The sequence below is a fragment of the Flavobacterium sp. FlaQc-48 genome (genome assembly GCF_044007335.1).
In the GTDB taxonomy this organism is placed as follows: Bacteria; Bacteroidota; Bacteroidia; order Flavobacteriales; family Flavobacteriaceae; genus Flavobacterium.
In genome coordinates this window covers 164,215-180,044 of the sequence record NZ_JBIPCR010000007.1, presented here as the reverse complement: position 1 = coordinate 180,044, position 15,830 = coordinate 164,215, and the positions used below count along the sequence as shown (strand labels likewise).

Below are 15,830 nucleotides of genomic sequence, written 5' to 3'. Positions count from 1 at the left end.
ATCCATAACAAAAATCAATATACATAGCAATTACAAAGTAAGATATACGCTAAAGCAAAAAATTTGATATGGTAATTATAAGCTGATTTTGGGCGTGCCACCATTATAAAAAGGGGCAAAAACAGCATCGTTTATTCGCCCCTTTTTGTAATGCTGTCGGGCTATCCGCGCTACTTCGGTAGCCTGCTCCTATCCCTCACGCGGCACTCACATTCAAAAAGACTGTTTTTTAGAAACAATACGGTACGTCTCTACATTAACCCCCTTTTCACTCCGAACCTCTGCCACTCCGAACCTCTGCCACTCTGAACCTTTAAACCTTCGCCCCTTTGAACCTTCGCCCCTTTGAACCTTTGAACCTTTGAACCTCTGCCACTCTGAACCTTTGAACCTTTACCACTATACCCCCCTACTTCACCTCAAAACCTTCATTGACAATTTCTTTTTCGACTTTATCAATCAGTTTATTTGTTTTTCCGGTTAATCGTTCTTTTTTCCAATCTCCTTTAGCATAAATGAGCATGGTCACTATAGCTGTAACCACAGTCGAAACGGGGAAAGCCCACCAAATTCCAATGGCCCCCAGAGAGGTATTGTGTGATAAAATATAAGCTAGCGGAAATTGTAAAACCCATTGTGAAACCAGCGTTAAAATCATTGGAAGCGTAGTATTTCCAACCGCCCTAAAAACGCCCAACAAACACATCTGAAGTCCTAAAAACCCCCATGAAAGACAAGTTATCCTCAAAAAAACAGTTCCCCCCTCAATAACAGATGGTTCGTTTGGCACGAAAAAAGCAATTAAATGAGGTGCTAAAGCAAAAGCAATCAATCCGATTCCGGTTAATAAACCAAAACCTAAATAAGCGCCTAATTTGGCAATTTTTCCGGCACGAAGCATGTTTCCGGCACCAATATTTTGTCCTACCAAAGTGGCAATTGCCATTGAAAGTCCCAAAGCCGGAATCATGATCAGCTGAATCAGGTTTGAACCTGCCCCGTAAGAAGCTACTGTTGTGGTACCAAAATGTACAATTAAAAAAGTAATAGCCGTTAAACCAATCGCACGCATTGACTGTTCTATTGACGATGGAAAACCAATTTTAAATGCTTTTTTAATATGTTTGAAATCAGGTTTAAAATCTTTAAGTTGCAGATGAATTCCGTGCTTGCCCCGGAACAAAATAGCAAACCCTATAATAATGGCTAAACTCTGGGTAGATAATGTCGCCAAAGCGGCACCTTTTACACCCATTGCCGGAATAAAGTTCCATCCAAAAATAAACAAAGGGTCTAAGGCAAAATTCAGGATTACCGTTCCCAATACAATATAAACGGGCAAAGTAACACGGCCAACACCACGCATTACCGATTGGAAAATCATAAAACTGAAGCTAAAAACCAGCCCGATAAAAGCAATTTGCATAAAACCTAAGGCATCCTTATACACTTCGGGAGTTACTTTTAAAATTTGCAGAAAATAAGGGCTTAAAAAATAGCCAATAATTGATAAAACAATCGAAGCCGAAATAACCATTAACAACGTTTGAGCCGCTACATGATTGACCATTTCCTGCTGTCCTGCACCAAAGTATTGTGCAATAAGAATCGAACCGGCAATGGCAAGTCCGGTTCCCAATGCAATCGTAAGGAAAATTACGGGAGTACTTACAGAAACTGCTGCGACGGCATCTCCACCTAAACGCCCAACCCAAAAAGCATCAACTAACTGATAAGCGGCTTGTAGTAAATTGGCAATCATAATAGGCACTGCCAGTTTTAATAAAGAAGAAAGTATAGGACCTTCTAACAATTCATTTTTATTCATTTTATTTTTTATAATTTAATGTTGTTTACTTTTCTGGCCAGCGATTAAAAAAGATTCTTCTAAAAATAACATCTGCGTTGATCCGTTCAATCTGTAAAACCTGTGGGTTATTCTAAAGTGTATCCAGTTTATCAGCGTAGCCTCTAATGGTTTCAAGTGCTTCTTTTCGTTCATCTGCTGAAAAAACGGCCAGAACCTCATCTTCTGCCTGATTCATTAAAATACGGATTCTTTTAGCCAGATTACTTCCTTCTTCTGTCAGGCTTACAATGTTTTTACGTTTATCACTTTTATCTTTCTGAACTTCTACCAAAGCCTTTTTTTCTAAAGCATTTATACTTCTTAAAATAGAAGATTTATCACGCATGGTCATATCCGACAGTTCCCGTTGCGATAAACTCTTACGCTGCAAAATCATAATTAAAGGCAGCTGTTCTAACTGTAAATTAATTCCCGATTCCGTCATTAAAGCATTGGTATGACGAAAAATAGTCCGTTTCATTCTGTGGATCTGAAAGAAAAAACTATTTGAAATCTCTTCCTTAAAAGCAGCAAAATCTGTTTTATTTTTTTCCATGAGACAAAATTACGAAAAAGAGTGACATGTCAACTAATTTTAACAAAACACATAATGCACTGAAAACCAAAATAATAAATACATAAAAACCAAAAATGAATGATTTTTTTTGTTAACTTTAAATGTTAAAATATATCAATAAATTTAAAAATAAATCAGATGAAAAAGTTATTTTGTTTTTTGATAGTTCTGCTTTCTTCTTTTTCAATGCATGCTCAAAACACTGCCGAAATTCCTCTGGAAAATGCTGCAACAGTTTTACAAAATGATTTAAATGCCCCAGCTTCCCCTCAGGATGATGATGATTTGCCTTGGCATGCACGACGTTTTAAAGTTACGGCAGGAGTATTTTTTCCTGTTAACAACACGCAGATCCAGGTGGGCAGCAATAACGGGAATCACGGTACCGAAATAGATCTCGAAGACGATTTAGGGTTTTCAAAATCAAGCACATCTTTTATGGGAACTTTTGACTGGCGTATTTCCAGAAGATCAAGATTGGGTTTTGAATTTTTTGCCCTTGACAGAAGTTCCACTAAGACCTTAGAAAAAGAAATTGATTTTGGTGAGCATACTTATAATATAAATACCAGAGTAACCGCTTTGTTTGATGTTCAGATTGCAAGAATTGCTTATGGTTATGCTTTTTTATCCAAACCAAAATATGAAGTCGGTTTATTGATTGGTACCCACGTGCTTTTTGCTGATCTGGCCTTACGTGTTGATGCAAATCAGGCCAGTTTAGAATATAGAGATAGTTTTAATTTTACTGCTCCGTTACCAGATGTGGGAGTTTGGGGAGAATTTGTTCTGGCAAAACGCTGGGGATTGTACGCAAATGCAAATTATTTTGCCATAAAAATAGACAATATCGACGGACGAATTGTTAGTTATAATTTAGCTATTTCCTATAATGTGCATCAGAACTTTAGTCTTACAGCAGGATATACCGGCCTGAATTTTAAAGTAGATGCTATAAAAGAAAGATTAAACGGGGATCTGAAATGGGGCTACAACGGACCAACTATTACAGCTGCTTATGCTTTTGGTCATCATGTAAAGCTTTACAAACATTGATTTTTTTTTTAAGGTGCTAAGATACTGAGACGCTAAGGCTCTAAGTTTTTAATTTTAAAACGTAAAACGTAAAACCTGAAACTTGAAACCTGAAACTTGAAACCTGAAACTTCAACCCTGAAACCTGAAACAAAAAATAATAAACCCGATATCTTAAAAGACATCGGGTTCATTGCTCAAACTCAACTTAACTCAAACTAAACTAACTTATTTTTCTATTAGAGTGAATTTTATAGCTGTTCCTCCTCCAGCTGCTAATTTTAGATCCAGTATGGTTTTACTATTTACTTTTTGTTTTGAAATGGTTACCGGATACGGATTTGTTTTATAATTGGCTCCTGCTCCATCACTATAAATTTCGGCTTCGTATTCTTTTCCGGCATCTAAAAATGATAATTCTACTTTAAGATCTCTCCCTTTGCTGTTTGTGATCGCGCCCAAATACCAGTTTTTTTCCTCCCAGTCTTTGCGGACAATTGTAGTGTATGCTCCAATTTTAGAATCTAAAACTTTAGTCTCTGACCAATTGCAAGGCACATCCTTTATAAATTGAAATTCCGGTTTACCTACATAATTCTCCGGTAAATCTGAAGCCATTTGCAACGGACTGAAAATAATCACATATAACGCTAATTGATTTGCCAAAGTCGTTTGAACTCTGGCTCCCGAAGGCGTTTTATAATCAAAATTGAAATTTCCAGGGGTGTAATCAAAAGGTCCTGAAAGCATTCTGGTAAAAGGTAAAGTGGTTAAATGTTCCGGCGTATTTCCGCCATCAACAGACCAGGCGTTGTATTCCTGTCCTCTTCCGCCTTCCTGTGACATAAAGTTTGGGTAGGTACGCTGCAATCCGGTTCCTTTTATAGGTTCATGATTGTCGATCATGATATGGTATTTAGCGGCAGTTTCCATTACTTTTCTGTAATGACGTGCTCCGTATTGGCTATCGTGCCATTCTTTTTTATCCAGATATTTATTTACGTAACCTGTTTTTACCGTATTTACCCCCATTTTCTGATACAATTTAAAAGCATCTTCTAACTGGCTTTCGTAATGTTTGGTTGCACCTGCGGTTTCGTGATGGCCAATTAAACGAACATTTTTAATAGCCGCATATTTTGTAATTTCTTCGAGATTAAAATCAGTATAGGCTTTTACAAAACTAAAGGAAGATCCATCGGCAGTCCAGTCGCCATCCCAGCCCTCGTTCCAGCCTTCTACCAGAACGCCGTCAAAATTGTTTTTCGCAGCAAAATCAATATATTCTTTCGTATTCTTAGTTGTCGCACCATGCTTTGGTCCTTGCCCCCAGGTGTACTTTTCTAAATGCATGCCCCACCAGATTCCAATATATTTTGAAGGTCTGATCCAGGAAAGGTCTTCAATTTTTGAAGGCTCATTTAGATTCAGCATAATAGTCGAAGTTGCCACATCGCCGGGAGTTTTTCCCACTACGATAGTTCTCCATGGTGTTTTAAATGGAGTTTCGGCATACACTTTTACGCCATCGGCCCACGGCACTAATTCGCTTTTGTATTGTTTATCATTTGTTTTTAATAACGTCATTGAGGCAAAATCAGTTAGGCTGGCTTCGTGAATAGCCACAAATAATTTTTCTTTGGTTTCTAAAGTTGCCGGCGTATTGATGGTATCCGTTTTACTAACCGGTGTTTTGCGATAGGTACTTTCGTAATAACTGTTTTCACGATGCACCGGAATCCACCACACGTCATTATCTGACTTAAAAGTAAATTGGGTAATCTCATTCGAAATTTTGACTTTACCTAAATGGGGCTGTTTGGGGAATTCATATCGAAAACCAACGCCATCATCAAAAACCCTGAAAATAATATCTACCAGGCGTTCTTCTCCCTTTGACTCTTTCAGATGAACAATTAATTCATTGTGATGATCTCTTACTTTTTTGAATTCTCCCCAAGGCTGTTCCCAGGTGTCATCAGCCGATTTTTCTTCGGTGGAAACCACTTCAAAACCATCGGTCATTTTTTGGATTCCCTGAAATTCAAATCCTAATAAAGAAGGTTCTATGACTGATTTTCCGTTGGCGGTAAAACTGTATTGTGGCTGACCTGACGGAGTTAATTCAAAAACCAATTTGGTGTTTTTTCCAGGTGAACTTATTTGGTATGTTTTTTTAGTACTGCAGGCAAATACTACTATCGAAGCAAGCGCCATTAGACAGTATCTATATTTTATGTTTTTCATTATTTAATTGTATTAATTACAACTCTTTATTTAATTTCGTTTAGTAATTGTTTTGCTTTTGCAGGTTGCATTGAAACAAAATAATTAAAAGCCTGATCTAATTTTTTCTGGGCATCGGCACTGCCTTTCTTTTCTATTCGCAGGTTGTACATTTTACTGATATCAGGAAAAACAGCTTCGGTACTTTTTACGCCGGCAAATGCTTTTACTTTTTCGATATAGGTGTAACCAAATTCTACTGTTGGTTCAAACATTGTTCCTTCTCCAAAGTCATTCCAGGTAATCAGTTGAAGGTAATTTACATTGGCATTTTTAGCCAGGGCAAGTGTTTCGTCAAGAGTCGCTCCGTTATTATGGTCTATGGTCCAGCCAATTGCTGCTCCTCCACCGCCCTCAGCATAAAAATCTTTAAAACCGGGATAAGCGCTTCCCATTGTAACTGCCAGTTTTGGCTTTGTATTGGTATAAAAATTAGTCAGATAAGTGCTGTTTTTGTATACCCACGCATATTCGCCGGCAGCATTATCGCCTGCTTCTGCAGATTGGTCCCAAAGCGTTAGAAAAGTAGGTTTTGTGGTCAGGGTATTAAAAACATTAGTCCATTCGGCAGGGGTTTGCAATACAATTGGCCCAAAATTAAGCAACAATGGTTTTCCATTTATTTTGATGTAATTTTTATCGCCAAAATAATTGGTTTGCATGTACGCTAAATCGGTTTTTGCAGCACTGGTTACTGAAATGGCTTTTCCGGCATCAACCGCATTTTTTGTTACTCTGTCTTCATATACAATCGCATATTCTAATCCCACTTTCTCCAGCATGGCAATAAGCTGTTCTGTGTTTTCTTTCACCATTCGGTAATCATTTACATCAAAAGTGCCATACCAGTCGATTAAGACACCATCGATTCCGGAATATTTCATCAATAATAAATGATTTTCGATCACATTTTTATCGCCTGAATGATACGGCCCAATTAGCGGATAATAATACGACGCAATTTCTCTGCGATTGTTAACGCCAATAGTATTTGGATTTTTGTTGGCCATGGTCCAGTGATATCCCCATTTTTTATCGGCACTACTTTCATTGGTTTCAAACCAGGGCATATAATGAACATAAATTTTGGTGCTGTTTGTTTTTTCAATCGCAACAGGCGCAATTATTTCGGGTTCTACCGGTTTATCTGAACCTTTGTCATCGCTACTGCATCCAGCAACCAACACAATATTCATTAAGCCGAAAACCAGCGATGTGATATATCTTTTCATATTAATTGATATTTGCTTTTATAATAAAAATTGCTTTTAAACATTTTAACACATAGACATATCGCTTTTCAACCTCATAAAAAAGGCGTTTCACTTGCATTAACAAACATAATTATGTGTGAGAAACGAGTTTCTTTTTATATTTTGTTTTGCACATAAAATTCTATTTTTCTATGTGTTACATATATTTTTACAAATGCAGCTCTGTTAGCTTAAATATGTTTAAAAACATGTCAGCCTTCCACGACTAACCAACATGGAAGACTGGCATGCCATAACCTAATACCCGGGATTCTGTACCAGGTTTTTATTTGTAGTTAAAACGGTGCTTGGAATTGGAAAAATGGCCCTGTATTTTGGTGTTGCCCCTTTTTCCCACCAAGGCAGGAAGAAGGTCCCAAAACGGATGTTATCTGTTCTTCTTCTTCCTTCGAAAGTAAATTCCTTAAGCAACTCTTTATCTATAAAATTAAGATCGATTGTTGTTGGCATTTCTTCTCCTGCACGGGTTGTAATTTGCTGAATGAAAGGTTTTGCCAAATCAGGAGATCCTAAACGAACATAACATTCGGCCTGCATCATTAGAATTTCGGCATAACGAATCAAAACAAAATCATGGTCGCGTTCCCATTGTTCACCGGCTTTCATCTCGTATTTTCCTAAACGGACTCCCTGGTTTTCTTTGGCATCAGCCACACTTGTAACTTCTTCTGTATAGGTAAGCGGTTCTCCGTTGTCCATTACAATAACCTGCCCGGTTGCTACACTAATCTGGTCACCGGCAACCATACATTTTCTTCTTTTATCTGTGGCTGCAAATGCTGAATAAACCCCTGGCTGTGCACACATTCCGTTAGCACTCCACGGATAATCATTTCCGGAAGCCGAAATCGTCAGTTTATGCAAATAGTGACAAGACATTGAGTTCATATAATTACCCACTGTTCCTGCTTTCTGATCGTAAGGAATCGAAAAAATAATTTCAGTTGATTTTTCATTTTGTGTCGCAAAATTGGCAAAGAAATCCGGCGTCAAAGTGTATCCGGTCACTTTCTGACACATGTTGATGCAATCCTGCCAACGCGCTGTTCCAATAAAGGCTTCAGAATTCAGATACAATCTTGCCAATAAAGAATAGGCAACATTTTTTGTAAATTTAGAATACACCACATTTGAATTTAAATGCGGAATTGCGTCCAGTAATTCTTTTTCTACAAAATCATAAACTTGTTTTCTGGTAGAATTGGATGGCAAAGAGGTATCTTCAAAATTAACCACAATAGGCACATTTCCAAATGCATCTAAAAGATTGTAGTAATAATAAGCTCTCAATGATTTTAGTTCTGCATAAATTGGTGCTTTTGCCACATCAGTAAGGGATGATTTATCAACCTGATAGATAATCGAATTGATTTTGGCTATCCCGGTGTAGTTGTAACGCCAGGCCGACAGAATAAGGCGATTGTCTGCTTTCCAGGTATGCTTTTGTGCATCCTGATATTGACCGCCATCGTACCAGTTGGTTCCTCTTGTTGGAATTGTCGCTTCATCTGAAACGGTTTCGTTCAAAAAGAATACATACTCAGAAGTTGGATAATTATTAGAGATCCCATCTGCAAATCCTCTTAACGAAGAATAAGCTCCGCCCACTAATGCATCAACTTCTTTTGGTGTGTTTCCAAAATTTCCATCTTCTACTTTATCGTATAAATCTTCATTTAAATTGGTACATGATATCGTAAAAAGCATGCTAACTACTAGTGCTGCTGTTATTTTGATTTTCATTTTTTATATTTTTGAGTTAATTGACTTAGTTATTTATCGTAAAATTTAGTCCAACAGAAATTGTTGTTGGTCGCGGATAATTATTATATCTGTCAATTCCGGGAGCTGCTAATCCTGTTAAGTCCATTACTCCGGTTTGGTTTATTCCATCCTGGGCATTTAAACCAATTTCGGGATCTACGCCTTTATACTTAGTAAATACTGCAAGATTTTCTCCCATAAGATAAACTCTCAACTTTGAGCTTTTGTATTTTAAAGGCAAAGTATATCCAACAGAAAGTGTTTGAAGCCTGAAGAAAGAAGCATCTTCGATCCAGTAGCTGGAGTATTTTGGAGCAGATGTGATTCCGCTATTCAGGAAATCATCCGGAACATTAAAAGTGGGCAATCTGTTAGGATCGTTCAACATCATATTGGTGGCGTTTAGTGCTTTTTGCCCAAACATTCCGTATCCTGTAACACCTAAATCAAAATTTCCATACGTAAAATTCATTCCAATACCCATAGTCAAATCAGGCTGGATGTTTCCTAAATCCCTTTTATCAGCATCTACTAATGCATTATCTAATACTTTATCACCGGCAGCATTATAGTATAACATTTTTCCATCGGCGCCAAGTCCTGCGCTTTCAAAGCCCCAGAACGTTCCAACTGGATAACCTTCGGCAATAATTTGAGAGTATTGTCCTGACATACCTGCTAAACCGTGAAGCGATCCGCTGTAAATTACATCTGTTTTATACGTTGGATTGGATAGTTTTTCGATTTTCTGAACATTGTGTCCCAACGTTAAATTTGCATTCCAGGTAAATTTATCTCCTTTTACGATATCTGCATTCAACGTAAGTTCAACTCCTTTGTTGGACATTTCTCCCACGTTTGCCAACATCGTTCCTACTAAATAAGGCGGTTGTGGCACTTCGTAAGTATATAATAAATCGTCTGTGTTTTTAGCATAATATTCGAATGAACCTGTAATTCTGTTGAACAGGCTAAAATCTACCCCAATGTTTAATTGTTTGGTTGATTCCCATTTCAAATCAGGATTAGGATTTTGTTTAGGAGAATAAGCCAAACTCCACGTTCCTGTTGTTGGATCGTAGTAACTGTCATTTCCAACTCCTAAAATCGAAAGCGATTTGTACTCTCCAATTCCGTCCTGATTTCCTGTTACTCCATAACCCACTCTCACTTTAAGATTATCCAGCCATCCTTTTGTTGAACTCATAAACTCTTCGCTTGAGATTTTCCAGGCAGCAGAAGCTGATGGGAAAGTTCCCCATTTATTGTTTTCTCCAAAACGGCTTGAGCCATCTCTTCTTACAGTACCCGTTAGCAAATATTTTCCGTCATACGAATAATTGGCACGGGCATAAAATGAAACCAGATTTGATTTTCCTTTATACGAATACACATCGCCCAAACGATAGTTGTAACCTGCACCAAGATTGTTATAGCTAAAAGCATCCGTCACAAAACCACTACGCTGTGCACCAAAACCTTCGTAAATGTTCTCTAAATACGAATATCCGGCAAGAGCCCCAATTGTATGTTTATCGAACACCTTATTGTAATTGACATACAGTTCGCCTTGTGCATTGGCATATTCTGCATACGTTTTTTGCGCATAACCATTTTCAGTTGTTCCTTCCATAACCGCATAACTTGGTTTGTATGTACTTCCTTTTACGGCATTATGTTCATACGAAATATTGGCTACAGCAAGAAAATCTTTAGCAAATTTCACTTCGGTTTTAAAATATCCCAACAACCTGTGTCTTTCGTTATCAACTGTTCTGTTAGTTAAAATTTCAACCGGGTTTTCGTAAATATTTCCTGAAACAGCTGAGAATTTCCCATTAGAATCGTATACGGGAATGGTTGGATTTAAATTATAAGTACGCTCAAAAATTCTATAATCCATAGGGTGCCATTTGTCGACATTGGCAAATAACCCCATATCAAATTTTACCTCTTTGTTATCTCCAAGATATTGATAGGCATTAATGTTTCCGCTTAATCTCTCAAGACCGGTCTTTTTTATAACTCCTTCATTATTTAAATACGAAAGTGAAGTTCTAAAACCACTGTCAGCCTTACCGGAATTGATACTCAAAGTATGCGATTGCGAAATAGCAGTTTGCTCGATTGCTTTTTGCCAGTTTGTATTTCCGCCATAATCAACAGCGTCTTTATTTCCTGTGCTACGAACGTAACCTCTCCATTGATTGGCTGACAGAAGATCTAAATTATCTGTAACATACCCCACACTCGATAACCCGCTATAAGTAACAGAAACTCCTTTTGTACCTGACTTAGTCGTGATGATAATAACTCCGTTTGCTCCTCTGGATCCGTAAATGGCTGTCGCCGAAGCATCTTTCAGAACGTCTACCGATTTAATATCGGATGGCTGAACGATATTAATATCAACCCCTGCAATACCATCAACTACGATTAACGGGCTATTGCTTGCTGTTAATGAGGTTCCGCCACGTAAACGTATGGTAGAACCTGCAGCCGGATCTCCCGAAGGACGAATAATATTTAATCCCGCTACTTTTCCTTGTAGCACCTGTTCTGTAAAAGAGATGGTTCCTTTTACTAAATCATCTGCTTTTACACTTGAAATGGCTCCGGTTAAATCTGATTTTTTTTGCGTTCCGTATCCAACAGAAACGACCTGGACTTCGGCAAGCATATAACCGTCATTTTGTAAACGAACGTCTAAGTTTGGTTTTGTTGCTGCTGTAATCTGAATCTTTTGAGTCGTGGATCCAATGAATGAAACTTCAATCGAACCTCCTACGGCTACCGTCAAGGCAAATTTTCCGTCAAAATCTGTAGTAGTTGCATTTCTGGTCCCTGCCTCAAGTACTGTCGCTCCGGGCAATACGCTTCCTGTGTTATCATAAACGGTACCTGATACCTGCTTTTTTTCCTGCGCAAACATTCCTGCCGAAAGAAAAAGCATGAAAATCATGAATACCACATTTTTAGTAGTCCACATGTGATGCAGGACTATTTTTTTATTTTTACTATTCATATGTAGTTATTTATTGTTTTTTGTCGGTCCTATGTAATTTGCATAGCCATTATTGGTTTTATAAACAAATTTCGGGTTATGCTCATTTCAATTAGAATTGATGTTTTAATTTGATCGTGACTTATTTGTCTAAAGTTTTAAGAGGGATGGTCGTATCTGAAATCGTTTTGTCTTTATTGTCTTTTACCAAAACATGTATTTCAGCTAAATTCGGAATACCATTAAGCTCTGAAACCAGGTTGACAAATCCTTTGATCTCTGCCGTTCCTCCTGTAAACTCACCCTGAATTATTTTGCTTCCCGCTGTAATTGTATAAATCAATTTGTTTACACCTGATTCATTATTTTTTCTTGACATTCCCAGAAAATCTTTCTGACTGATTTGTAAAGGGAAAAATCCAAAAACCGGTGCCGGCGGCGGTACATAAGCGCCTGCATATAAAATCTGATCCGGCGTTGTTCCCGCCCAATCGTCTTTTACCATCAGGAAAACTAAATTTTTCATTTCATAACCATCCGGAGCATTATAATAGTCCTTTGGAACCAGATCCATTTTATAGAAACCGTTTCCTAAATCTTTTAATTTTGTTTTGGCAACAATTTCCGGCAACCATGACTGGTATTCTTGTTTAATGTCCCAGTCGTTCAGTCCGCTGTGCATGTGAACGCTTGTAGCGCCTGCAAATCCGGGTACTAAATTGGCATTAAAAAGGATACTTACACCTTTATCAATTGTTGGTTTGGTCGGATAAGCTCTGATCAGCTCATTAGCCGTGTAAAAGGAGGAAAAATCAGTGTACGGCATATTTGCCACTTCACTTTGCTTAGATCCGTTTTTATTTTTTAGACGCAACCAGAATCCTGCACTTGCTGCAATTTCAGCCGGGGTTTTAGAAAAATATTGAGTTGGGGTCAAAGTAAAACTCCAGATTTTGTCTTTTACGTGTGTTAATTTGGCAAAATCAGATGAGTTTTCCCAATGCCCCGCATCCGGTTCTGATGGCGACCAGATCCAGATATAAAGATCTTCATTCTCTGCAAAGGTGGTTCCCGAAAGGTCAAAAAACCAGGTAACCTGTTCATCATACTTGTATACAACAGGAAATGAAGACATTGCACCCACAGCTCCGGCAGTTTCTTGTGCCTGCATAAAATTAGGAGCCATAAAAAGGGCCAGTAAAATTGTATATATAAATTTTTTCATGTTACTTTTTAATTAATAGCAGTTAATTTAAATACGTAAGACACAAACGCAATTCCGCCGGAAGTCCGTACTAACTGAATTTCCATCTCACCATTTTTTCCCGGAACTGATGATAACCTAAGCTCGTCTGTTTTTTGAGTTTTTTGTGCATCACTATACAAGTAAATTTTAATAGCATTGCCCGGGCTCGTTGGCTGAAAATCTGAACTTAATTGCCAAAATCCTTTTGGAGCAAATAAAGGAGGCACATTCCCTGTCACTTCATAACTTGTTGGACTGTTCTGATCATCTACATTGAATTTAATTTTAAAATCCTCGTAGTTAAAATAAGTACTCAAGTTTTGTTCGCTTGGCTCGATCTTACTTGCTTTGGCAAATTCATCGACCATTTTTAAATTTGTTAATCCCCAATTTCCATTCACTTTCTCATAAATGGTAATGGGATCAGCGTAGCTTCCATCTTCTGTGTTATCGCAGGAAATCGCAAATAAACACATCAAAACAGCTAACCAGTAAATACTTTTACATCTCATAAAATTTTGGTTTTTGTTAGTTTTTTATCCCTTTAAAAGGACAGTACGAAACTAGATGTTAAATAAATCTAAAAAAAAACATCTGCGAAAAATCAAGATATAATTCGCGCACCAAAACACATAAAACATTAAAAAACAAACACTTAACTCGTTTCACTATTTATAAAAATCAAGGTATTGTTGAGATGAAAAACGCAAATAAAATATGGTAAAAATGACAATATCTAAATTAAAGCGTATTATTTTTTCACTATATATTTATTTAATTAGTTTTTATTGTATAATTGCAAGTCGTTAGACTACTTTTAACATTTCAAAACCACTTTCTCATTTATATTCCGGCTTTTTTAATGCTTCATTAAGATAAGCAACCCGATTTTTAAAAGTTGCTAATCCACAACTCTTAAACTAATTTTGAATTAAAAACGAATTAACTCAAACAGAACTAAAACATTTTATACCCTAAACCAAACCAAAAACATGCGAAGAATAGTAATTCTATATTTCTTCATTGCGGGTTTTTCTCTAACTGCGAAAGAGACAAATCCTGTTCTGGAAGAATTAGATAAAGTACTCCTTAAAAAGGATATTTATTTAAAACAGAAATTTCGTAAAATAGATGCCTTAAAAAAAAATGTATCCAAGTTTACTTTAAGCCAGAACGACGAACAACTGTATGATAATTATATGCTGTTATTTGAAGAGTATAAATCTTTCAAATACGACTCAGCTTATTATTATTTAGAACAAGCCAAAATCAAGGCTATTGTTTTAAAGGAACCAAAATACCTGGCCAAAAGCCGAATTAAAGAAGGCTTTGTATTGCTTTCGTCCGGGCTATTTAAAGAAGCTATTGATACCCTCAATGTAATTGATGACAAAAAACTTGACCTTAAAAATAAGTTTGAATATTATTCTATTAAAGCGCGTGCCTACTATGATTTAGCCGATTACAACCGGGATCAGCGTTTTAATATTCATTATGTGCAACAGGGAAATCATTTCCTGAAAAAGGCTTTGGAATTAATTGGAACGAACACTAACGAATACTGGGCTGCCGAAAGCTTAAAAAGATTAAAGCAACAAGATTGGCGTGGTGCTGAATTTGCTTTTAGTTACTGGATCAATAATTACAAATTACCACCGGATTATTATGGAATTGCGACCTCAAGTTTAGGTTATATCTATTCAGAAAGAGGATATACCAAAAAGGCGATTCAGTATCTCGCACTTGCCGCTATTGCCGATGTTAAAAATGCTACAAAAGAAACTGTAGCACTAAGAAACCTAGCCAATGAACTCTTTAAAATGGGTTATCTTGACAAGGCAAATGAATATATTAACATTGCTATGGATGATGCAACGTTTTACAATGCGAGACATCGTAAAATTGAAATTTCATCAATTTTGCCTATTATCGAAAAAGCACAATTGAATAATGTTAAAGACAAAAATGATAAACTCGAAAAGATTATTATTCTATTGACCATTTTAACACTGATCATCATTTTATTTTCGATTATTATTTTCAAACAATTAAAAGAAAGAAATAAGGCAAGGAAAATCATGGCTTCATCCTACGCTCAGCTTCAGGAAATGAATATTAGTTTAAGTGAAGCCAATGCAATTAAGGAAGAATATATTACCTATTTTATTAAGGCAACCTCAGCTTTTATTAATAAAATAGATCATATCCAGAAAAGTACACTGCATAAAATCATCACTAAAAAAACAGATGAAGTTATTGCGAGTTTAAAGCGTTATAATGTTAAGGAAGAACGTGAAAATCTCTTTCATCAATTCGATGAAATCTTCCTGAAGCTGTTCCCTACTTTCGTAAGCGATTTTAATCACCTATTCTCCAATGATCATAAATGCGTGGTTAAAAAAGGGGAACTACTAAATACAGAACTCCGTATTTTTGCCTTGTACCGATTAGGAATACAGGACAGCAATCAAATGGCAGAGTTTCTGGAACTTTCTGTAGCTACAATTTATACGTATAAAACCAGAATCAAAAGCAAATCAGACTTTAAAGATACTTTTGAAGAGAAGATTATGGCGATTAAGACGATTTAATTTTTGACCTGATTGCTTCAGCAGAACGACATATTGATAGCCCTTTTATATGTTCTTCAATAAAAGCCCCAGCGGAGCGACATTTAATTTTTGCTTTATTATGCAGATATGTCACTCCGCCGGAGTTCCAGGAATGGAATTATAATTTTCTATAAAAGAATATACCGCCCATAATCTTCCATACTCTTTACTCTTTACTCTTTA

10 protein-coding genes are annotated in these 15,830 nt (G+C 36.8%); 2 read left to right on the top strand and 8 right to left on the bottom strand.

All coding sequences use genetic code 11. The features are described from left to right. Nucleotides 1–409: 409 nt before the first annotated feature. Together ACHRWY_RS13360 and ACHRWY_RS13355 are read right to left on the bottom strand one after the other, a co-directional pair. A complete protein-coding gene (locus tag ACHRWY_RS13360; protein ID WP_395355251.1) occupies nt 410–1,828 on the bottom strand; it encodes an MATE family efflux transporter in 1,419 nt (472 codons plus the stop codon). A 112-nt stretch (nt 1,829–1,940) separates the two neighbouring features. Next, nucleotides 1,941–2,405 carry a MarR family winged helix-turn-helix transcriptional regulator gene (locus tag ACHRWY_RS13355; RefSeq protein ID WP_395355250.1) on the bottom strand — a complete coding sequence of 155 codons (465 nt, stop codon included), beginning with the start codon at nt 2,403–2,405 and terminating at the stop codon, nt 1,941–1,943. 159 nt (nt 2,406–2,564) lie between these two features. Between ACHRWY_RS13355 and ACHRWY_RS13350 the strand changes: the two genes are divergently transcribed. After that, nucleotides 2,565–3,482, top strand: coding sequence for a hypothetical protein (locus ACHRWY_RS13350; protein WP_395355248.1), 918 nt, complete (start codon nt 2,565–2,567; stop codon nt 3,480–3,482). Between the two features lie 207 nt (nt 3,483–3,689). Here ACHRWY_RS13350 and ACHRWY_RS13345 read toward each other — a convergent pair whose 3' ends face one another. The 6 genes from ACHRWY_RS13345 to ACHRWY_RS13320 form a co-directional block, all read right to left on the bottom strand. Beyond that, complete coding sequence (locus ACHRWY_RS13345) at nt 3,690–5,708, bottom strand: glycoside hydrolase family 97 protein (RefSeq protein WP_395355247.1); 2,019 nt, start codon at nt 5,706–5,708, stop codon at nt 3,690–3,692. Between the two features lie 26 nt (nt 5,709–5,734). Then, nucleotides 5,735–6,979, bottom strand: coding sequence for a glycoside hydrolase family 71/99-like protein (locus tag ACHRWY_RS13340; protein ID WP_395355245.1), 1,245 nt, complete (start codon nt 6,977–6,979; stop codon nt 5,735–5,737). A 279-nt stretch (nt 6,980–7,258) separates the two neighbouring features. Further along, on the bottom strand, nt 7,259–8,764 hold the full coding sequence (locus ACHRWY_RS13335) for a RagB/SusD family nutrient uptake outer membrane protein (RefSeq protein WP_395355244.1): 1,506 nt from the start codon (nt 8,762–8,764) through the stop codon (nt 7,259–7,261). A gap of 25 nt (nt 8,765–8,789) precedes the next feature. Beyond that, the gene (locus tag ACHRWY_RS13330) at nt 8,790–11,810 is read right to left on the bottom strand and encodes a SusC/RagA family TonB-linked outer membrane protein (RefSeq protein ID WP_395355242.1); all 3,021 of its coding nucleotides are present in this window, start codon (nt 11,808–11,810) and stop codon (nt 8,790–8,792) included. 121 nt (nt 11,811–11,931) lie between these two features. Further along, a complete protein-coding gene (locus tag ACHRWY_RS13325) occupies nt 11,932–13,014 on the bottom strand; it encodes a hypothetical protein (RefSeq protein ID WP_395355241.1) in 1,083 nt (360 codons plus the stop codon). A gap of 8 nt (nt 13,015–13,022) precedes the next feature. Further along, nucleotides 13,023–13,547: a DUF5004 domain-containing protein gene (locus ACHRWY_RS13320; RefSeq protein ID WP_395355240.1), complete on the bottom strand. Its 525-nt coding sequence runs from the start codon at nt 13,545–13,547 to the stop codon at nt 13,023–13,025. A gap of 480 nt (nt 13,548–14,027) precedes the next feature. On the opposite strand from ACHRWY_RS13320, the gene ACHRWY_RS13315 reads away from it, so the two are divergent. Next, nucleotides 14,028–15,626: a DUF6377 domain-containing protein gene (locus ACHRWY_RS13315; RefSeq protein WP_395355239.1), complete on the top strand. Its 1,599-nt coding sequence runs from the start codon at nt 14,028–14,030 to the stop codon at nt 15,624–15,626. The last annotated feature ends 204 nt before the right edge of the window (nt 15,627–15,830 follow it).

What these genes read in the sequence shown, in the direction of transcription:
- ACHRWY_RS13360 (WP_395355251.1), bottom strand. Translation starts at nt 1,828, where the DNA reads ATGAATAAAAATGAATTGTTAGAAGGTCCTATACTTTCTTCTTTATTA.
- ACHRWY_RS13355 (WP_395355250.1), bottom strand. Translation starts at nt 2,405, where the DNA reads ATGGAAAAAAATAAAACAGATTTTGCTGCTTTTAAGGAAGAGATTTCA.
- ACHRWY_RS13350 (WP_395355248.1), top strand. Translation starts at nt 2,565, where the DNA reads ATGAAAAAGTTATTTTGTTTTTTGATAGTTCTGCTTTCTTCTTTTTCA.
- ACHRWY_RS13345 (WP_395355247.1), bottom strand. Translation starts at nt 5,708, where the DNA reads ATGAAAAACATAAAATATAGATACTGTCTAATGGCGCTTGCTTCGATA.
- ACHRWY_RS13340 (WP_395355245.1), bottom strand. Translation starts at nt 6,979, where the DNA reads ATGAAAAGATATATCACATCGCTGGTTTTCGGCTTAATGAATATTGTG.
- ACHRWY_RS13335 (WP_395355244.1), bottom strand. Translation starts at nt 8,764, where the DNA reads ATGAAAATCAAAATAACAGCAGCACTAGTAGTTAGCATGCTTTTTACG.
- ACHRWY_RS13330 (WP_395355242.1), bottom strand. Translation starts at nt 11,810, where the DNA reads ATGAATAGTAAAAATAAAAAAATAGTCCTGCATCACATGTGGACTACT.
- ACHRWY_RS13325 (WP_395355241.1), bottom strand. Translation starts at nt 13,014, where the DNA reads ATGAAAAAATTTATATATACAATTTTACTGGCCCTTTTTATGGCTCCT.
- ACHRWY_RS13320 (WP_395355240.1), bottom strand. Translation starts at nt 13,547, where the DNA reads ATGAGATGTAAAAGTATTTACTGGTTAGCTGTTTTGATGTGTTTATTT.
- ACHRWY_RS13315 (WP_395355239.1), top strand. Translation starts at nt 14,028, where the DNA reads ATGCGAAGAATAGTAATTCTATATTTCTTCATTGCGGGTTTTTCTCTA.